The 15970-nt window shown below is 70.8% G+C and carries 7 protein-coding genes; 5 read left to right on the top strand and 2 right to left on the bottom strand.

What is annotated here, in order from left to right:
- Nucleotides 1-142 precede the first annotated feature (142 nt).
- The 4 genes from R3E98_13580 (at nt 143) to R3E98_13565 (ending at nt 3820) form a co-directional block, all read left to right on the top strand.
- On the top strand, nt 143-1228 hold the full coding sequence (locus R3E98_13580; GenBank protein ID MEZ4424434.1) for an ATP-dependent 6-phosphofructokinase: 1086 nt from the start codon (nt 143-145) through the stop codon (nt 1226-1228).
- A gap of 13 nt (nt 1229-1241) precedes the next feature.
- Nucleotides 1242-1808, top strand: a complete 567-nt coding sequence (locus R3E98_13575; GenBank protein ID MEZ4424433.1) for a DNA-3-methyladenine glycosylase I — start codon at nt 1242-1244, stop codon at nt 1806-1808.
- Nucleotides 1809-1831: 23 nt separating this feature from the next.
- Nucleotides 1832-2848 carry an aldo/keto reductase gene (locus R3E98_13570; protein MEZ4424432.1) on the top strand — a complete coding sequence of 339 codons (1017 nt, stop codon included), beginning with the start codon at nt 1832-1834 and terminating at the stop codon, nt 2846-2848.
- A 120-nt stretch (nt 2849-2968) separates the two neighbouring features.
- Nucleotides 2969-3820 (top strand): creatininase family protein, encoded by an 852-nt coding sequence (locus R3E98_13565; GenBank protein ID MEZ4424431.1) that lies wholly within the window; start codon nt 2969-2971, stop codon nt 3818-3820.
- Between the two features lie 30 nt (nt 3821-3850).
- Here R3E98_13565 and R3E98_13560 read toward each other — a convergent pair whose 3' ends face one another.
- The gene (locus tag R3E98_13560; protein MEZ4424430.1) at nt 3851-4087 is read right to left on the bottom strand and encodes a thioredoxin family protein; all 237 of its coding nucleotides are present in this window, start codon (nt 4085-4087) and stop codon (nt 3851-3853) included.
- A 133-nt stretch (nt 4088-4220) separates the two neighbouring features.
- On the opposite strand from R3E98_13560, the gene R3E98_13555 reads away from it, so the two are divergent.
- Nucleotides 4221-4568, top strand: coding sequence for a winged helix-turn-helix transcriptional regulator (locus tag R3E98_13555; GenBank protein ID MEZ4424429.1), 348 nt, complete (start codon nt 4221-4223; stop codon nt 4566-4568).
- A 50-nt stretch (nt 4569-4618) separates the two neighbouring features.
- On the opposite strand, the gene R3E98_13550 is transcribed toward R3E98_13555, so the two are convergent.
- Nucleotides 4619-15967 carry an SdrD B-like domain-containing protein gene (locus tag R3E98_13550; GenBank protein MEZ4424428.1) on the bottom strand — a complete coding sequence of 3783 codons (11349 nt, stop codon included), beginning with the start codon at nt 15965-15967 and terminating at the stop codon, nt 4619-4621.
- Between the last annotated feature and the right edge of the window lie 3 nt (nt 15968-15970).

The following is a 15970-nucleotide window of genomic DNA, read 5'->3' as shown; positions in this document are numbered from 1 at the left end:
CCTTCCCGGGCGGCCCGTTCCGTGTGCTCCGCCGCGGCCGGGCCTGACCATCGGAGAGGAGACCCGTCGCGTTGAACGGGCGCGGGTCAGGCGTTCTATTCTCCCCCTCGGTTCCTACGCTCGTCCCTCGCCCAGGCCCAGCATGCGCATCGCGATCAACACCGGGGGCGGTGACGCTCCCGGCCTGAACGCCGTCATCCGCGCCGTCACCCTGTCCGCGATCCGCCGCGGCTGGGAGGTCTGGGGAATCCACAAGGGCTACAACGGCTTGCTGGACGGGGACGGGGATGGCGTGGTGCGCCTCGACCGGCAGGCCGTGCGCGGCATCACCCACCTCGGCGGTACGATCCTGGGCACCACCAACCGGGGCAGCCCGCTCGAGTGGCCGGAGCGCCAGCCGGATGGGTCCGTGGTCAAGCGCGACCGCACCCCCGAGATCGTCGAGGCGTTCCGGCAGCGGGGCTGGGACGCGCTGATCGCCATCGGCGGGGACGGCTCGCTCAAGATCGCGCAGCGGCTGCACGAGCTCGGGCTCCAGGTGGTGGGCGTCCCCAAGACGATCGACAACGATCTCGCCGCTACTGCGGCCACCTTCGGGTTCTTCACGGCGGTGGATACGGCCACGGACGCGCTGGACAAGCTGCACTCCACGGCCGAGGCCCATGAGCGGGTGATGGTCGTGGAGCTGATGGGCCGCCACACCGGCTGGATCGCGCTCTTCGCGGGAATGGCGGGCACCGCCGACGTGATCCTCATCCCCGAGATCCCCTACCGGTTGGACCGGGTCTGCGCGTCGATCGAGGACCGCTACGCCCGGGGACGCCGCTTCGCCATCGTGGCCGTGGCCGAGGGTGCCCGCGCCCTCAACGAGGACGCCGTCTTCATCGAGACCGGCCGTCCGGACGCCGCAGACCGCTACGGGGGGATCGCCGAACGGCTCGCCCGCCAGATCGCCGAGCACACCGGCAGGGAGACCCGGTCGCTCGTGCTCGGTCACCTGCAGCGCGGCGGCCACCCCAACGCCTACGACCGCCTCCTGTCGCTCCGGTTCGGCGCCGCCGCGGTGCAGATGATCGCGGACGGGCACTTCGGCTGCATGGTGGCGCTGGACCCTCCCGAGGTGAAGGCCGTGCCCATCGTGGACGCCATCCGCGAGCTGAAGCGCGTTCCCCTCGGCGGCGACGTGATCGCCACGGCCCGTGCGCAGGGGATTTGTCTCGGTGACTGAGCCGGCGGAACGGATCCGCTGCGGCTGGGTCGCGAGCGCCGGTCCGCTGGACCAGGACTACCACGACCGCGAGTGGGGAGTGCCCGTCCACGGCGACGCGCACCTCTTCGAGATGATCACGCTGGAAGGCGCCCAGTCCGGGCTGTCCTGGTCCACCATCCTGAAGAAGCGCGAGGGCTACCGCGCAGCCTTCCACGGCTTCGACGCGGACCGGGTGGCACGCATGACCGCGCGCGACGTGGAGCGCCTGCTGCAGAACCCGGCCATCGTACGCCACCGGGGCAAGATCGAGTCGACCATCGCGAACGCGAAGGGAGTGGCCGCCATCCAGGACGAGATGGGCTCGTTGGATGCGTTCGTGTGGTCCTTTGTGGAGGGGACCCCACTGCAGAGCGGTCTGCGCTCCTACCGGGACGCACCGTCCGCGACGGATCACTCGCGTCGGCTGAGCAAGGCACTCAAGCAGCGCGGATTCCGCTTCGTGGGTCCCACCACCATGTACGCCTTCATGCAGGCCGCCGGACTGGTCAACGACCACGAGGTGGGCTGCTTCCGTCACGCCGCCCTGGCGCGGCCGTAGTCGCTCCACCCGAGGAGGTCTCCGTGCAGTACACGCGTCTCGGCAGCACCGGGCTCAGCGTCTCCCGTATCGCGCTCGGCTGCATGTCCTACGGCAGCAAGCAGTGGCGGAACTGGGTGCTGGAGGAGGAGGATGCGCTGCCGCACTTCCGCCGCGCCGTGGAGCTGGGCATCAACTTCTTCGACACCGCCGACGTCTACTCGATCGGCGTGAGCGAGGAGATCACGGGCAAGGCGTTGCGGGAGTTCGCGCGCCTGGATGAAGTGGTGCTGGCCACCAAGGTGCGCCTCCGCATGGGGGACGGCCCGAACAAGGTGGGCCTTTCCCGCAAGCACATCATCCAGTCGTGCGAAGCGAGCCTGAAGCGCCTCGGCGTGGAGAAGATCGACCTGTACCAGATCCACCGCTGGGACTACGACACCCCGGTGGAGGAGACGCTGGAGGCGCTGGATCAGCTCGTGCGCCAGGGCAAGGTGCTCTATCTGGGGGCGAGCTCCATGTACGCCTGGCAGCTCATGAAGGCGCTGTCCGTCTCGGAGCGGAGTGGCTGGGCCCGCTTCGTGAGCATGCAGAACCACTACAACCTGGTCTACCGCGAGGAGGAGCGGGAGATGATCCCGCTCTGCGTGGACCAGGGCCTGGGGGTCATCCCCTGGTCACCGCTCGCGCGGGGCATGCTCGGCGGAAAGCGCCAGCGCGGCAGCCACGACACCACCACGCGGGATGGCGACGACGGCGTGCTTGCCGATCAGCTCTACGATCACCCGTCGGACTGGGACGTGGTGGACGCCACGGTGCGGGTGGCGGAGCGGCGGGGTGTGGAGCCCGCCCAGGTGGCCCTGGCCTGGCTGCTGGCCCAGCCCAACGTGGCTGCCCCCATCGTGGGCAGCACCAAGGTCGCGCACATCGAATCCGCTGTGGCGGCCGTGGATCTGGAGCTCACGGAGGAGGAGCGCGCGGAGCTGGAGGCGCCCTATCAGCCCCACGGCGTCCGTGGGTGGCTGGATGGGCCGGTGCGGCTTCCTGGGATCAAGTCGTAGATTCGCGACGGAGCGACGCCTCGGCATCCTGGAGCGGGCCGAAGACGACACCCGCGCTCCGGGCCGGCCCGGGCCGACCTCGGCGCCGGGCCTGATCCCCCTCGATCCACCGGAGGACCCATGCGCGCCGCCTTCGCTTCGTCTGCGATCTCCGCCTGCGTCGCACTGGCCCTGTGCAGCGCTCCGTCGATGGCCCAGACCCGCGGCGCCCACCTGGGTGAGCTGACCTGGCCCGAAGCCGAGGTCCGCATCCGCGAAGCGCCACTGGTGGTGATCCCGTTCGGCGGGGGAGCGAAGGAACACGGGCCGCACCTGCCCATGAACGCCGACGCCCGTGTGCTCGAGTACCTGATGCAGATGGCCGTGGACTCGACGGACGTCCTGGTGGCGCCGCCCATCCTGCACGGGTGGTTCCCCGCGTTCCGGGCCTTCCCGGGCACCGAGGTGGCCGATCCCGACGTCTTCCGGCGGTACGTCCACGAGGTCGCGAAGTCGGTGGCCGAGCAGGGCGCGCGCCGGATCGTGTTCCTGAACACCGGCATCTCCATGGCGACCGGTCTGCCCATCTCCATGGTCGCGCGCGACCTGCGGGTCCAGTACGGCATCCCCGTCCTGGTGCTCTCCTGGAACGACCTGGAGACGGACGAGGTGGACGCGATCGCCGAACAGACGGCGGGCGGGCACGCGGACGAGCTGGAGACGTCCATCCACCTGTTCCTGCAGCCCGATCTGGTCCACATGGACCGGGCGGTCCAGGACTACGGCGACCTGACGCCGCGCGGATACCCCGGCTACGAGCCCGGGCTGTTCTCGCGGGACCCCGACGACCCCGAATATTCCGAGACCGGCCTCTTCGGGGATCCCACGCTCGCGACGCGCGAGAAGGGGGAGCGCGTGCTGGCGATCCTCACACGGCAGTGGCTGGCTGCGCTGCGTGGGTTCTCGCAAGCGCCGGAGCGGGAGCGGCGGTAGTGGGGCCGATCCTCCGGCCCCACCGTCCACTCAGCCGAGATCCGAGAGCGAAGCGCCGAAGTTGATGTGATAGGGCTTCGCGTCGATCACGAGCGCAGGGACCGACTCCACTCCTGCTCGGCTGGCTTCCGCGATGCGTCCTCGCTGCTCACCGAGATGCACGACCTCGACCTCGTAGCGTTGTGGATCCAGGCTGCGCGCGAAGGTCTCCTCCGCAGAGACGCAGACGGGACAGCCCGCATGGTAGAACGTCGCTCGGGTCTTCATGGATCCTCCGATCGGGACGGATCCGGGGGTCCACCTGGACCTCCGGCTGGTCTCCACGGTATGCTGGCGCCGCAGACGATCAACCGGGTACCGATCGGTCGGGTACGTTCCGAACGGTAAGGATTGTGGCACGATGGGAGCAGGTTCACAGGACATCCCACCGGTCGGGCATGCGCCGGTGGCGGCGATGGTGGAGAGCATCGTCGGCTGCAAGTGGTCCCTGGCCGTGCTGGCGGCGATCCGTGGCGGTGCGCGGCGGCCCGGTGAGCTGGAACGTGCGTGCGTCGGGATCTCCGCGAAGGTGCTGAATCAGCGGCTCCGCAAGATGCAGCGGTTCGGCATCCTGACGCGCCGGAGCTATCCCGAGGTTCCCCCTCGCGTGGAGTACGATCTCACGGAGTTCGGCGAAGCCTTCACGGCGCTCCTGGATACGATCGACGTTCTCGAGCTGCGGGTCCGCAGAGGGGAGTTCGAGTCGTAGGACACGGCGTGCTCTCCAGCCACGAGGCACCTCGATCAGGCCCCGACCTCCTACAGACCGCCCCGCACCTTCAGATCCGCCTCCTGCCGCCGGGTCTCGATGCGGATCCCGTCGGGCGTGAAGTAGAACAGCACCACCCTGCGGTTCCGCGCGTGCCCCACCTCCTCCGTGGCCGGCAGATGGTTCTCGCTCTCCCCGCGCGATGCCTCGCGGAGGCGATCGGCAGCGATTCCTCGGCCTTCCAGGTACTCCCGCACGGCGCGGGCGCGGCGCCGACCCAGGTCCACGTTGTAGGCGTCGGAGCCGCGTACATCGGTGTGGCCGTAGAGGGCCACGGTGACGTCCGGGTAGGTGGCCAGCACGTCCACGACCTGATCCAGCACACCCTTGCTGACGGCATCCAGATCGGCGCGATCGAACGCGAAATGCACCACGTTCGGCACCACGAGCTGCGCCGGCGCCGGTGACTCCGGCTCCGGATCCGCCGGGGGCAGAGGTCTGCGGATGGACTCCACCGCGGCCGTATCGGCCGGGACCGGAGCGGCGGGGCGCGCGGCGGCGGGCGCCCCGGCCGCGCAGTCGCATCGGCGCGCGTCCACGGGGCTGCGAACGGACGTGTCCTCGCCCACGCGTCCACCCCGCTCACCCAACCCGAACGTGCTCTCGTCGAAGCGCCACGTCAGATCCACGAAGAAGCCCCTGTCCGTGTACTGGTCGAGCGCCAGGTCGTCGTCGCGGAAGCCGAACGCGTTGTAGCCCAGGGCGAGACGCAGGTCCTGCGACAGTCGCACGCCGAGCTCCACGCCCAGACCGTGCTGACGCCGGGTCCCGTCGAACAGCGTCCGTGCGATGCCTCCGAGGTCCAGACCACCGGTCAGATCGACGGTGGCGCGAGCCGCGAGCAACTGGGCGGAGAGCTCGCTCTCCACCGGACCGAATCGATCCGTGGCGAACTTCGCAGCCCATTCGGCGCGCGTGGTGACGCGCTCGGTGGGACGCACGTTGACGTGGCTGGAGATCACATGGGCACGGTGGTCGAGCGCACCTCCCGCAGCGAACGGATCCTCGTCCGTGCGGTGCTCGTAGCGGGCGAGCAGGTTCCAGCTCGTGCGGCTCTCGCCTCGGTAGGCCAGGCCCAGGCGCGTGCGCTCGAAGAACGCGCCGCCATCCAGAACCTTGGTGAGGGCACTCTGGGCGAGCAGGGTCGTGTTCCGACCCAGCCGACGGGCGAAGCCCAGCGTGCCCAGGACCTGGTCCGTGGTCTCCGTCGTCCGTAGCTCGCCTCGTACGGAGCCCTTCCAGAGCGGGCTGGTGGCCCACTCCAACGCGCCCGTGACGGCCAGAGCAGGACCGGTGACGGAGGACGCGGCGGGCGCCACCCGCTCGAACGTGGTGTTGACGCGCACGCCCTCGCGTAGCGTCCACTGGTTGCGCAGCCCGATCGCCGCGTGGGCCTCCCGCCCGTTCAGGCGGTCGGCGAGCCGGTACTCGGAGAAGACGCTCTGTCCCTCACGGTATTCGGCGGCCACACCGAACACGGTCCGATTCCGCTCCTGCATTCCGTTGAGCGACCAGGGCCCGGCCAGACTGGAGAGCAGCTCGTGTTGCGCGTACAGACGCGCCCGGTCGAGCACGCGCAGGTCACCCCCGACGGCAAGACGGCGGGCATCGGCGGTCTGGACGTCCTGTTCGAACTCCGCGAAGAGGGTTCCCCGCTCCGCCCACGCCGACTCCAGGCGCAGCCCGATGGCGTTGACGTCGTTGGGTACCACACCCAGGCTCTCCGCGACGGCCGCGCGCTCCTCGGTCGCATGCCGGAAGCCGAGCTCTGCGCTCCAACGCTCGCTCAGCTTGCGCGCCACTGCGAGTCGACCACCGGTGAGCACACCGTCGGTGCGTTGATCCTCGGAGCGGATGAGCTCCGCCGACACCGCCGTGCGCGCGCCCAGGAGCGTTCTTCCACTCACCCCCATCTCGGTGCGCCCCGACGCCACGCCCGCGCTCGGGTTGCGGAAGACCGAGTCGGCCGTGAGGTAGAACGCCCGCAGCTCGGCCTTGTCGGAGCGATGGAAGAGCTCCGCCCGGGCAGCAGCGCCCTCCAACACGGCCGCGCTGTCCGACCGCGCCAGCTCACCCGACAGCCAGGTGCCTGCGCCCAGGCCCAGCGTGGCGTTCACGGAGGCCAGGTCATAGCGGCCCACCGGATCGTCGCTCCGGACGGCGCTGCCGCCGACGCTCAGGCGCTCGGTGGGGCTGAAGCGTCCCTCCCCGCCGAAGACCCAGTGACGTGCACCACCGCCCTCCGCCTCGTACGTCACGCGGATGCTGATCGGGTTCAGCCGCTCATCCACCGAGGGAATCGCCCGCTTGAAGAGCAGGCGCCCGGTGAACGGCTCGATCGTGTAGTCCGTGAACCGCTGTAGGGGCGTCACGTCCAGGATGAGGCCCGGCTGGGTCCGGTCCCGCGTCACCAACTCCACCCGCTCGGAGTTGAGGAGGGCGTCCGTCCGGCTCAGCGCGTAGGGTCCGCTGATGCCCAGGGCCGGGATCTCGTCGACCCGCTGCTGGAAGCGATCGCGGCTCGCGAAGGTGCGCAGCGCGACACGGTCCGACGAGTACTGTTGCAGGGCGCCGTTCAGCGTGCGCGCGTAGCGTCCGAGCTGGGAGGCGGGGTCGTAGGACGCCGTGTTGAAGTCCCCGTAGAGCGCGTAGGAGTCTCCGCGCGCCAGGGCCCCGAAGACCCGACCCTTCGACTGGGCCTCGAACAGGTGCGGCGCAGCGTCGCCGAACACGTCGTAGAGCTCGTCCGGTCGGATGTCGTTGAAGAAGCGGCGACCCCGATCCGTCTCGGTGTCGACCCGGACCGTGGCCTGCCATCCATCCCCGACATCTCCCGTCGCGAAGGCGGCGACCCGTGCTCCGGCCATGCGGGTACCGTCGTCGCTGGTCTGGGACAACTCGACCAGCGCCTCCTGGAACCGGTCGCGCACGCCCGGTGTGAGGAGCTCCCCATCGCTCAGGGAGCGCCAGTCGATCCGGCCCTGCACGAATCCCATCAGCAGCACGCCCAGCCGCTCCCGCCCTGCGCCCGGACCGGTCGTGGCGGACGTGCGGCCATGGCGGTCGGCGGTCGGGTCCAAGGCCATCCCGGACGAGGAGCCCGGACGCCGGAACAGGGGCGCCAGCAGGGCCTGATCGGCACCGCCCGGTACCGGGCTCGCCGCGCTCGGCGCGGCCAGGCCGAACAACGCCGGACGCGGAGGCACGGTGGACGTGAACGGCGTGCGGAGCGCGCCCGCGGCCCAGGGCGCCGGCGCTCGCCGCAACTCCGTTCCGGCGCGCAACGCCCTGGCGTCCGCGAGCGCCACGTCCGGCACCGGCCCGAGCGCCGCGCGCGCGCGCGCCTCGGCCACGACGGCGACCGTCGCCGTGCGGTCGCCGAAGTCGGCGCGCGCCATCTCGCCGCGCGTCAGGTCCACCAGCTTGCTCGATCCCGAGGCCAGGTGGCGTGCCGTCAGCGCGTCCAACCGCATGCCGGCAGGCAGCGTGCGCTCATCCACCCGCACCAGCCAGTGGCGCGGCTGCAGCCCATCGAACGAGTAGCGTCCCTGGGCGTCGGTGATCGCCGACGTGCCGTCGTGCAGGTAGACACGGACACCGGGAACGCCGAGAACGTCCTCGCCGGTCGCGGTCCCGCTGTCTGCGGCGCACGCGCAGATGTCCACCCAGACGCGCCCGACGATCAGGCCCTCGTCGGTGAAGACGCCCCGGCGCAGACCCACGGCCGCCACGGCCTCGTTGCTCGCCGCCAGGCCACCGGCGCCCGTGGCGCGCGCGCGGTTGATGACGTCGCCGAGCTCGGCCCCCACCCCCACCCGCACGCGGTAGACGATGCGGCGAAGCCCGCCCGCCATGAGATCTCCGAGGGGCAGCTCCAGCAGGGGCCCGGGGGCCCCGAGCGGATCCGCCACCGGCTGTCCGTCCACCAGGACGGACCCCGCCACCAGCGAGAAGCCGGTCGGGAGCCGGTCGGAGAGCGTCACCGCGGCGACCGGCCCCGCACCCACGTTGCGGAGCACCAGATCGTACGTCAGCACGTCGCCGATCTCGGCCTCGGCCGCCGAAGCCCGCTTCTCGAGCTCGAGCGCGCCGGGCGGTTGGATCTCGGCGGGCAACGTCGTGCCCGCGTTGTTGCCGGCGCCGCCCGTGTCTCCCAGGGTCGTCACGGTGGCCGTGTTGCGCACGGCCTGACCGGCCGTGCCCGTCACCCGTGTGACGAGCGTGATCGTCGTGGAGGACCCGGGTGTCAGCGGCCCCGGCAGGGTGCAGGTCACGACCTGGCCGGCCGCACCGCAGGTCCAGCCCGGCCCTTCGGCGCTCTGCCAGGCGAGGGCGGCCGGCAGCGTGTCGACGACCGTCACCGGACCCTGCGTGGGCACCGCGCCGACGTTGGAGACCACCAGCTCGTAGGTAGCGGTCCCGCCCACCGCCAGGATGGGGGTCGTGAGTCGCTTCTCGATGGCCACGTCGATGCGCTGCGTGACCGTGGTCACGCGCTGCGCGGGCGTGGACCCGTCGTTGTTCGTCGGATCCGGATCCGGATTGTCGCTGGACGCCGACGCGATGTTCTCCCAACTGCCCTCCTGGGGAAGGAGGATGCGCACGGTGTCGGTGATGCCGGCCCCCGCCGTCAGCAGCGGCACGAGCGGCCAGCGTACGCGCCCCGCGGTGGCGGTGGCGCCGCGGCTGGCGGAGACGAACACCGCGCCGACCGGCAGGGAGTCCGTGATCGCTACGGCCTCCGCGTCGGCCGGCCCGTCGTTCCGCGTCGTGATCACATAGGCGACGGTGTCGCCGGCGTAGGCCGTCGTGGGACCGGTCTTGCCCACCACGAGGTCCGCCCCGCGCTCGTCCACCACCACGGTGGAGCGGCTGGCCGCCGCCGTCCCGTTGTTGTTGGACGGATTGGGGTCGAGCGTGGGCGAGCTGGCCCGCGCCACGTTCTCCCAGGTCCCGATGGCGGAGGCGAGGGCCCTCACCTCACGGACCTCCACCGCGCCGGACGCCATCTGGCCGATCAAGGGCCAGGCGAGCGTGCTGCCGGACACCGTAGGGCCACCCGTGGCGCTCACGAACGTGACGCCACCCGGAAGCACGTCCTGGATGGCGACATCGACGGCCGTGCCCGGTCCGCCGTTGGTGACCGTGATCACGTAGGTGATGGTGTCGCCCAGCTGGGCGGTGGCCGGCCCCGACTTGGTGACCCCCAGGTCGGCGGGCTGGATCACCACTGGCGTCGGCACCGAGTTGTTCGTGGGATCACCGTCCCCGTCGGGGTCCACCGCGCTCCCGTTCTGGGAGTCGTCGCTGAACGGACCTGTCCCTCCCGGTCCCAGGGCGCTCGTGCGCGCGGTGTTGGCGTAGATGCCCCACCCGCTTCCGCGGTCCGTGACGGTGGTCAACGTCACGCCGACCTGGATCACGGCCTGGGCGCCGGGCGCGAGGGTGTTCGCACCGGGAGTGGTCTGGTCGATCAGCTCGGTGGCTCCGCCCGAGCCGGTGTAGCCGGCGTCGAGCGTCAGGCTGCCCGGGTCCACCACGAACGTGGGTGGACCGCTGAGCGTGTAGTTCCCCGCGCCGAAGACGAGATCGAGGTCGTCGGTGACCGAGATGGCGCTCGCCACCGCGTTCCCCGTGTTCTCCAGGTGGATCTGGAACGTCACCGCGAGCCCGCTCACCTGCGCGCTCTTGGCCACGCCCACCGTGGCGTCCGCGGGGAGCGTCACGATGGTCGGGCTGGTGTCGTCCGTGGGATCCCCGTTGCTGTTCGGATCGACCGCGACGCCATCGACCGACGCATCGGTGTACGGGCCGGCCGCTCCGGGCCCCCGTGCCCGCGTGGCCGCGGTGTTGTGGAAGACGCCCAGGCCGAAGCCTCGATCGGTGACGTTGGTCACCTGCACGCGGAAGCGCACGACGGCGCTGTCCCCCGGAGGCAAGGTGTTGGCGGCCGGGGGTGAGGCCGCCAGCAGATTGGTGGACGTTCCGGCGCCGCTGTAGCTGTTCGACAGCGTCAGCGTGCCCGTCATCGGGGCCAACACGAGCACCGGCGGCGCGAGCACCTGATGATTGCCCGCACCGAAGGTGGCGTCCAGATCGTCGGTGAGCTGGATCGAGTCGGCGACGGCGTTCCCGGTGTTCACGAGCTTCAGCTCGTACGTGACGGTGTCGCCGGCGATCGAGCCCGCCTTGGCGACACCGATGGTCGCATCGGCGCCCAGTGCGACGATCGTCGGAGACGTATCGTCGGAGGCGGTGCCGTTGTTGTTGGCGTCGGGATCCGTGCCGTCCACGGAGACGTCGGTGTAGGGCCCGACGGCGCCCGGCGCGAATGCAGAGGTCGTCACCTGGTTGTGGAAGACGCCGAGCCCGTGGCCCTGATCGGTGACGTTGTCGACCCGTACCCGGAAGCGGATCACGGCGACGTCTCCGACGGCCAGCGTGTTGGCGAGCGGTGTCGTCTGATCGATCAGATCCGTGGCCGCTCCGGTCCCCGTCCAGGCGGGGTTCAGCGTCAGTGATCCGCTGGCGGGTGACGTCGTCAGCGTCGGGGCCTGCACGATCGTGTAGTTGCCCGCCCCGAAGACGGCGTCAAGGTCCTCCGGGACCGAGACCGAGTTGGCCGTCGAGAAGGACAGGTTCTCGAGGGTGAGGTCGTAGGAGACGACCGTCCCGGAGATGCTCCCGCTCTTGGCCGCGCCCACGGCGGCGGACCCCACGCCCACCCGCACGTCCGCGTCGGAGTCCGGAGCGGCGTTGACGCCCTGACTCGTGCTCGTGCCGATCGCGCTGTTCGCCTGGCTGGTGCCGGACGGGGGCTGCGTGTAGCTGAATCCGATGGGCGTCGTGCCGTCCCCGGACGCGATCTGGGCCGCGTCCAGGGATGCGGGCATCGCCCCGAAGGTGACCTGACCCGTGCCCGGGTCGTAGACCGCGGTCGCCCCGGTCGGCAGGTTGGAGAACGTGACCCCGGACAGGTTGGCCGTCAGGGTCAGGGTGTACGTCACCGAGGCAGCCGCGTAGGGCCCCTGGTTGGTGAAGAGGACGGCACCGGTGGTGGTGGAGCCGGCGTTCCCGGTGCCGGACAGCGTCACCGTGGTGGTGACGTCGGCCACGAGGGTCGGCGTGAGCGGCGTCGGCGTATCGTTGTCGGTCGGATCGCCGTCGGCGTCGGGATCGGGATCGGCGCCATCCTGCGAGAGGTCGCTCGGTGTCTGCCCCGACAGCGCGCCCGTGGCGTCCACGCGCGCCTGGTTCTCGTAGCCTCCCGGCGGGAGCGGCACGAGGGGTTGGAAGCGCAGCGTGAAGGACAGCTCACACGTAGCACCGACCGGCAGCGTCGCCACCGTCGCCACTCCGGTCGTGCCGTCTCCGTCGAACCCGGCATTGGCCACCCCTCCGGCACAGGCTCCCACGAAGGCCGGCGCGACCTGGATCGTGTACTGCCCCGGTGCCAGCACGGCGGCCGCCCCTCCGGCCACGAACGCGCCGAACGCCGGCGCGGCCCCGGCCAGGGGGTCGGTGACCGCGACCAGCGTCAGATCCTCCAGGGAGGGATTCTGCACCCGCAGGCGGATCTCCGCCGTGTAGCTGGAGTCCGCGGCGACGGTCGGGCCGGTGGCGACGCGCTTGGCGATCCCGACCCGGGCCTGCGGCACGAACGCGAACAGATAGCCCGTGGCCGCATCGATCTCGGGAAGCGCCACACCGGAGATCTGACCCACGACCGCCGCGTTGCCCCCCCGGTTTCCGGCCGTCTGCTGCCCCACCACCAGGTGCGGCTCGCTGACCGTTCCGCGCTGGACGGCGTAGGTGCCCTCCGGCAGGTCGGAGAAGGTGTAGACGCCGCTTCCGTCGGTGGTGGTGGTGCGGGAGACCGCGCTGGCATCGAAGGCGGTGCCCGTGAGCGTCATGGTGACGCCGGAGATGCCCGTGTCGGTCCCATCCTGGACGCCATCGGCGTTGAAATCCCGGAAGACGACGCCGGCCAGGCTGGAGCCCTGGATGGTGACGGGGCCCGACCCGGTGTCGTTCGCGGGCTGTACATCCAGCGAGAACGTGCTGACGGTCGCGGAGTTCGTGGCGGTCCCGCCCACCGGAACGCTCGTGGAGCGGACCGGGACGGTGATGTCCACCTCGCCGCCGTTGCTCACGGTGCCCAGGTCGCACGTGAAGCTCGTCGCACCTGCGGCACCCGTGCAGGTGGCGGCGGTGGTCGTGCCGGACACCACGGCCACCGTGGGCGTGGCGGTCAGCTCCAGACCGGCGGGCAGGTTGTCGGCGACCTCGACGCTGTCGGCTTCCGCGAGGCCGGCGCCCACGTTGTTCCGCACCCGCAGCGTCCAGGCGAACGGGCGCCGCACGGCCACCGGGTTCGGCGCCGCCACCACGCTCACGACCTCCATGTCGGCGCGGGTACGGACGGTCGTGTTCTCGTCGGACGTGTTGTTGGACGCGTCTTCGAAGCCGAGCGCGGTCTCGTCGGTCGCGATGGAGACCGGGCTGTTCCAGACGCCTTTCGTCTCCCCGCGCATCCCCACCGTCAGGGTCGCCGACGCACCCGCACCGAGGCGGGCGATGGAGCAGACCACCGTGCCACCGATCGTATTGGGTGCCGGCGTGCTGCTGCAGCTCCCCGCCGGGAACGTCACGGACTGATAGCTCAAGCCACCGGCCGGAAGCACGTCCGTGATCACCACGTTCTCGGCATCGGACGGGCCGACGTTGGTGATGACGATCGTGTAGTCGGTGGGATCGCCGACCGCGATGGGATCGAACGTGTCGGACTTGTTGACCAGCACGTCGAGGGTGGGATTGCTGACGGAGACGTCGGCGGTGGTGCTGTTGTCCGCGGGGCCGGGCACCGCGGGTTCGATCGTGGTGGTGCTCACGCTGGCCGCATTCGTCAACGTCGTGCCGCGCGTGACGTTCGTCGGCTTCGCCCGGATCGTCAGCGTCCGCTGAGCGCCGTTGTTGATGCTTCCGAGATTGCACACCACCTGCCGGTTCCCGGGCGCCGTGACCGTGTTCGCGGTGGGCGTCGTGCTGCAGGACCCCGCGGACGGCGCCGCCGAGACGAAGACCATGTCCAGCGGCAGGTCGTCGGTCACCGTGACGTTGGCGGCCTGGCTGGGGCCGTTGTTGCGTGCCGTGACGACGTAGACGACCTCCTGGCCGGCCGCTGTCGGATCGGGGGTCGCGGTCTTGGTGACGGTGACGTCCGCTCGGGCCTCCACCGTGCTCGTGACGCTGCCGCTGTTGTTGCCCGTATTCCCATCGGCCGTGGCGGAGGAGACCACGCTCGCGGTGTTGGACCGGCTGCCCCCGTTGCCGCCGGGCCGGATGGCAACGTCGACGGTGGGACAGTCCACCCCTGCGGTGCAGACCGGGAGGTTCGGGATGGTGCAGGTGAGGCGTCGGCTCGTGCTGCTGGTCGAGGTCGTGGAGCAGGTCACCCCACCAGGCCCGGCCACGTTCTCCGTGATCGTGTGACCGACGTAGCCGGAGCCCGTGGCCCCGACGCTGTTGTTGATCAGCGTTCCCAGATTGTCCGTGAGCGTGACGCTGCCGGCCGCGGTCGGACCCAGGTTCACGATCTCCACGGTGTACGTCAGCACCTCGCCGGCGGGGACCGATGCCAGGTCCACGGTCTTCCCCACCGTCAGGTCGGCGGAGGCGGCGACGATGCTGGAGGTGACGGAGGCGCTGGCGGTGTTGTTGGCCGCGTTCGGATCGCTGACGCTCGGGTTCAGCGTGGAGAGGGTGGCGTTGTTGGTCAGCAGACCGGTCGTGGTCGCGGTCGTGCGGAACGTGATCGAAGGCGTGCTGGCCCCCGACGCCAGCGGAGAGCCGACCGTGTAGGTGCGCTCACAGTCGATGCTGGCCGCCCCGGCCACGGGAGCGGCGGGAGTGCAGGTCCAGCCGTTCAGCGTGTACGAGTCCACGGTCAATCCGGTCGGCACGGCGTCGGTGACCACCAGGGTGCCGGAGAAGACGCTCGGACCGTTGTTGCGCACGCTGACCGTGAAATCGAACGGGACGCCCTGCACCACCAACGCCGGATTGGGCGCGGTCTTCGTGAGCTGGAGGTCGGCCGCGGGATCCTGCAGGTTGGCCCCGCCGTCATCGGCGGTGTTGTTCGACAGGTCGGGGTCGGCCGGTGAGCCGGCCGAGATCGTCGCGGAGTTGGCGACCGGGTTGCCCGCCGCGGCGACGACCACCGGGATGGTGACCGAGCCGAGGGACTGGTTGGCGCCCGCGACCCCTCCCGCGGCCCGGGTGCAGGTCACCTGCTGCCCGGACACCGCGCAGGTCCAGCCGTTCTGGGAGAGGTTGAAGGAGCCCGTGTCGATGGTGTACTGGGCCGGCACCACGTCCACCATCGACAGGCTGGCGGGGCTGTCGCCCGTGTAGCTGCCGGTCAGCACCAGGCCCAGGGTGCCTCCCACGAAGTACGGGCCTGCCACGCTACGGGTCACGACGATCCGGACGTCACTCCCGGCCGATACCGTCGTGTTCAGGACCGCGTTGTTGTCGGAGGCATCCGGATCCTGCGGCGTCCCGAACGGCGCGCTCCCGCTCACGGCCACGGACGCGGAGGCTGCGACGGTGCTCCCGGACGCCGCCGAGATCTGCCAGGTGAAGGGGCCCACCACCAAGGTGCCCCCGGACGCGATCGGCCCAGCGACGGTGCAGGTGATCGTGCCCCCGGAGAGCGTGCAGCCCGAGGGCAGCGAGCCCGTCTGGACCAGGCCGGCGGGGACGGGGAACTGGAGCACCAGCGAGGTCGCGGGATCGGGACCGGCGTTCGCGATCGTGATCGAGTGCGCCAGGCTGCCCCCGGACGCCGCGGAGGCGGGGCCCGTGAACGAGAGCGACAGGTTCGCGCCGGCGGTGACCGTGGTGGTCTCCGTCACGCTGTTGTTGCCCGGCTGGGCGTCGGCTTCGTTGGCGCTCGTCTGCGCCTGGATGACCACCGAGCCGGAGGCCGTGGAGCCCACCTGCACGGTGAAGGGGGCGGTGACCCCGTTGGCCAGGTTCGGGAGCGAGCACGTCACGGTGACCGGACCGGCCTGGCCGATCGTCGCGCCCGAGCAGGAGACGCCTGCGCCGGTGAAACCTTGCCAGGTGGCGTTGGCAGGAATGTCCAGGGTGAACTGCACCCCGGTGGCGGTGGTGGCGCCGTCGTTGTTGACCGTGACCGAGTAGGTGATCACCCCGCCCGCGACGACCGGATCAGGGCTGTCGGTCAGGTTGAGGACGAGGTCGACCTGCGCGGAGACCGCGGCGGGCAGGAGAAGGGAAGACAACGCGACGATGAGGGGCGCGAGCGTGCGCATGGC

Source organism: Gemmatimonadota bacterium (genome assembly GCA_041390125.1).
Taxonomy (GTDB): Bacteria; Gemmatimonadota; Gemmatimonadetes; order Longimicrobiales; family Gaopeijiaceae; genus JAGQIF01.
Note: the sequence above shows the minus strand (reverse complement) of the source record. Positions and strands in the feature narration are given on the sequence as shown.

Excerpts from the sequence above, each read along its gene's own strand:
- R3E98_13555 (MEZ4424429.1), top strand. The coding sequence starts at position 4,221 with ATGGGAGCAGGTTCACAGGACATCCCACCGGTCGGGCATGCGCCGGTG.
- R3E98_13565 (MEZ4424431.1), top strand. The coding sequence starts at position 2,969 with ATGCGCGCCGCCTTCGCTTCGTCTGCGATCTCCGCCTGCGTCGCACTG.
- R3E98_13550 (MEZ4424428.1), bottom strand. The coding sequence starts at position 15,967 with ATGCGCACGCTCGCGCCCCTCATCGTCGCGTTGTCTTCCCTTCTCCTG.
- R3E98_13580 (MEZ4424434.1), top strand. The coding sequence starts at position 143 with ATGCGCATCGCGATCAACACCGGGGGCGGTGACGCTCCCGGCCTGAAC.
- R3E98_13560 (MEZ4424430.1), bottom strand. The coding sequence starts at position 4,087 with ATGAAGACCCGAGCGACGTTCTACCATGCGGGCTGTCCCGTCTGCGTC.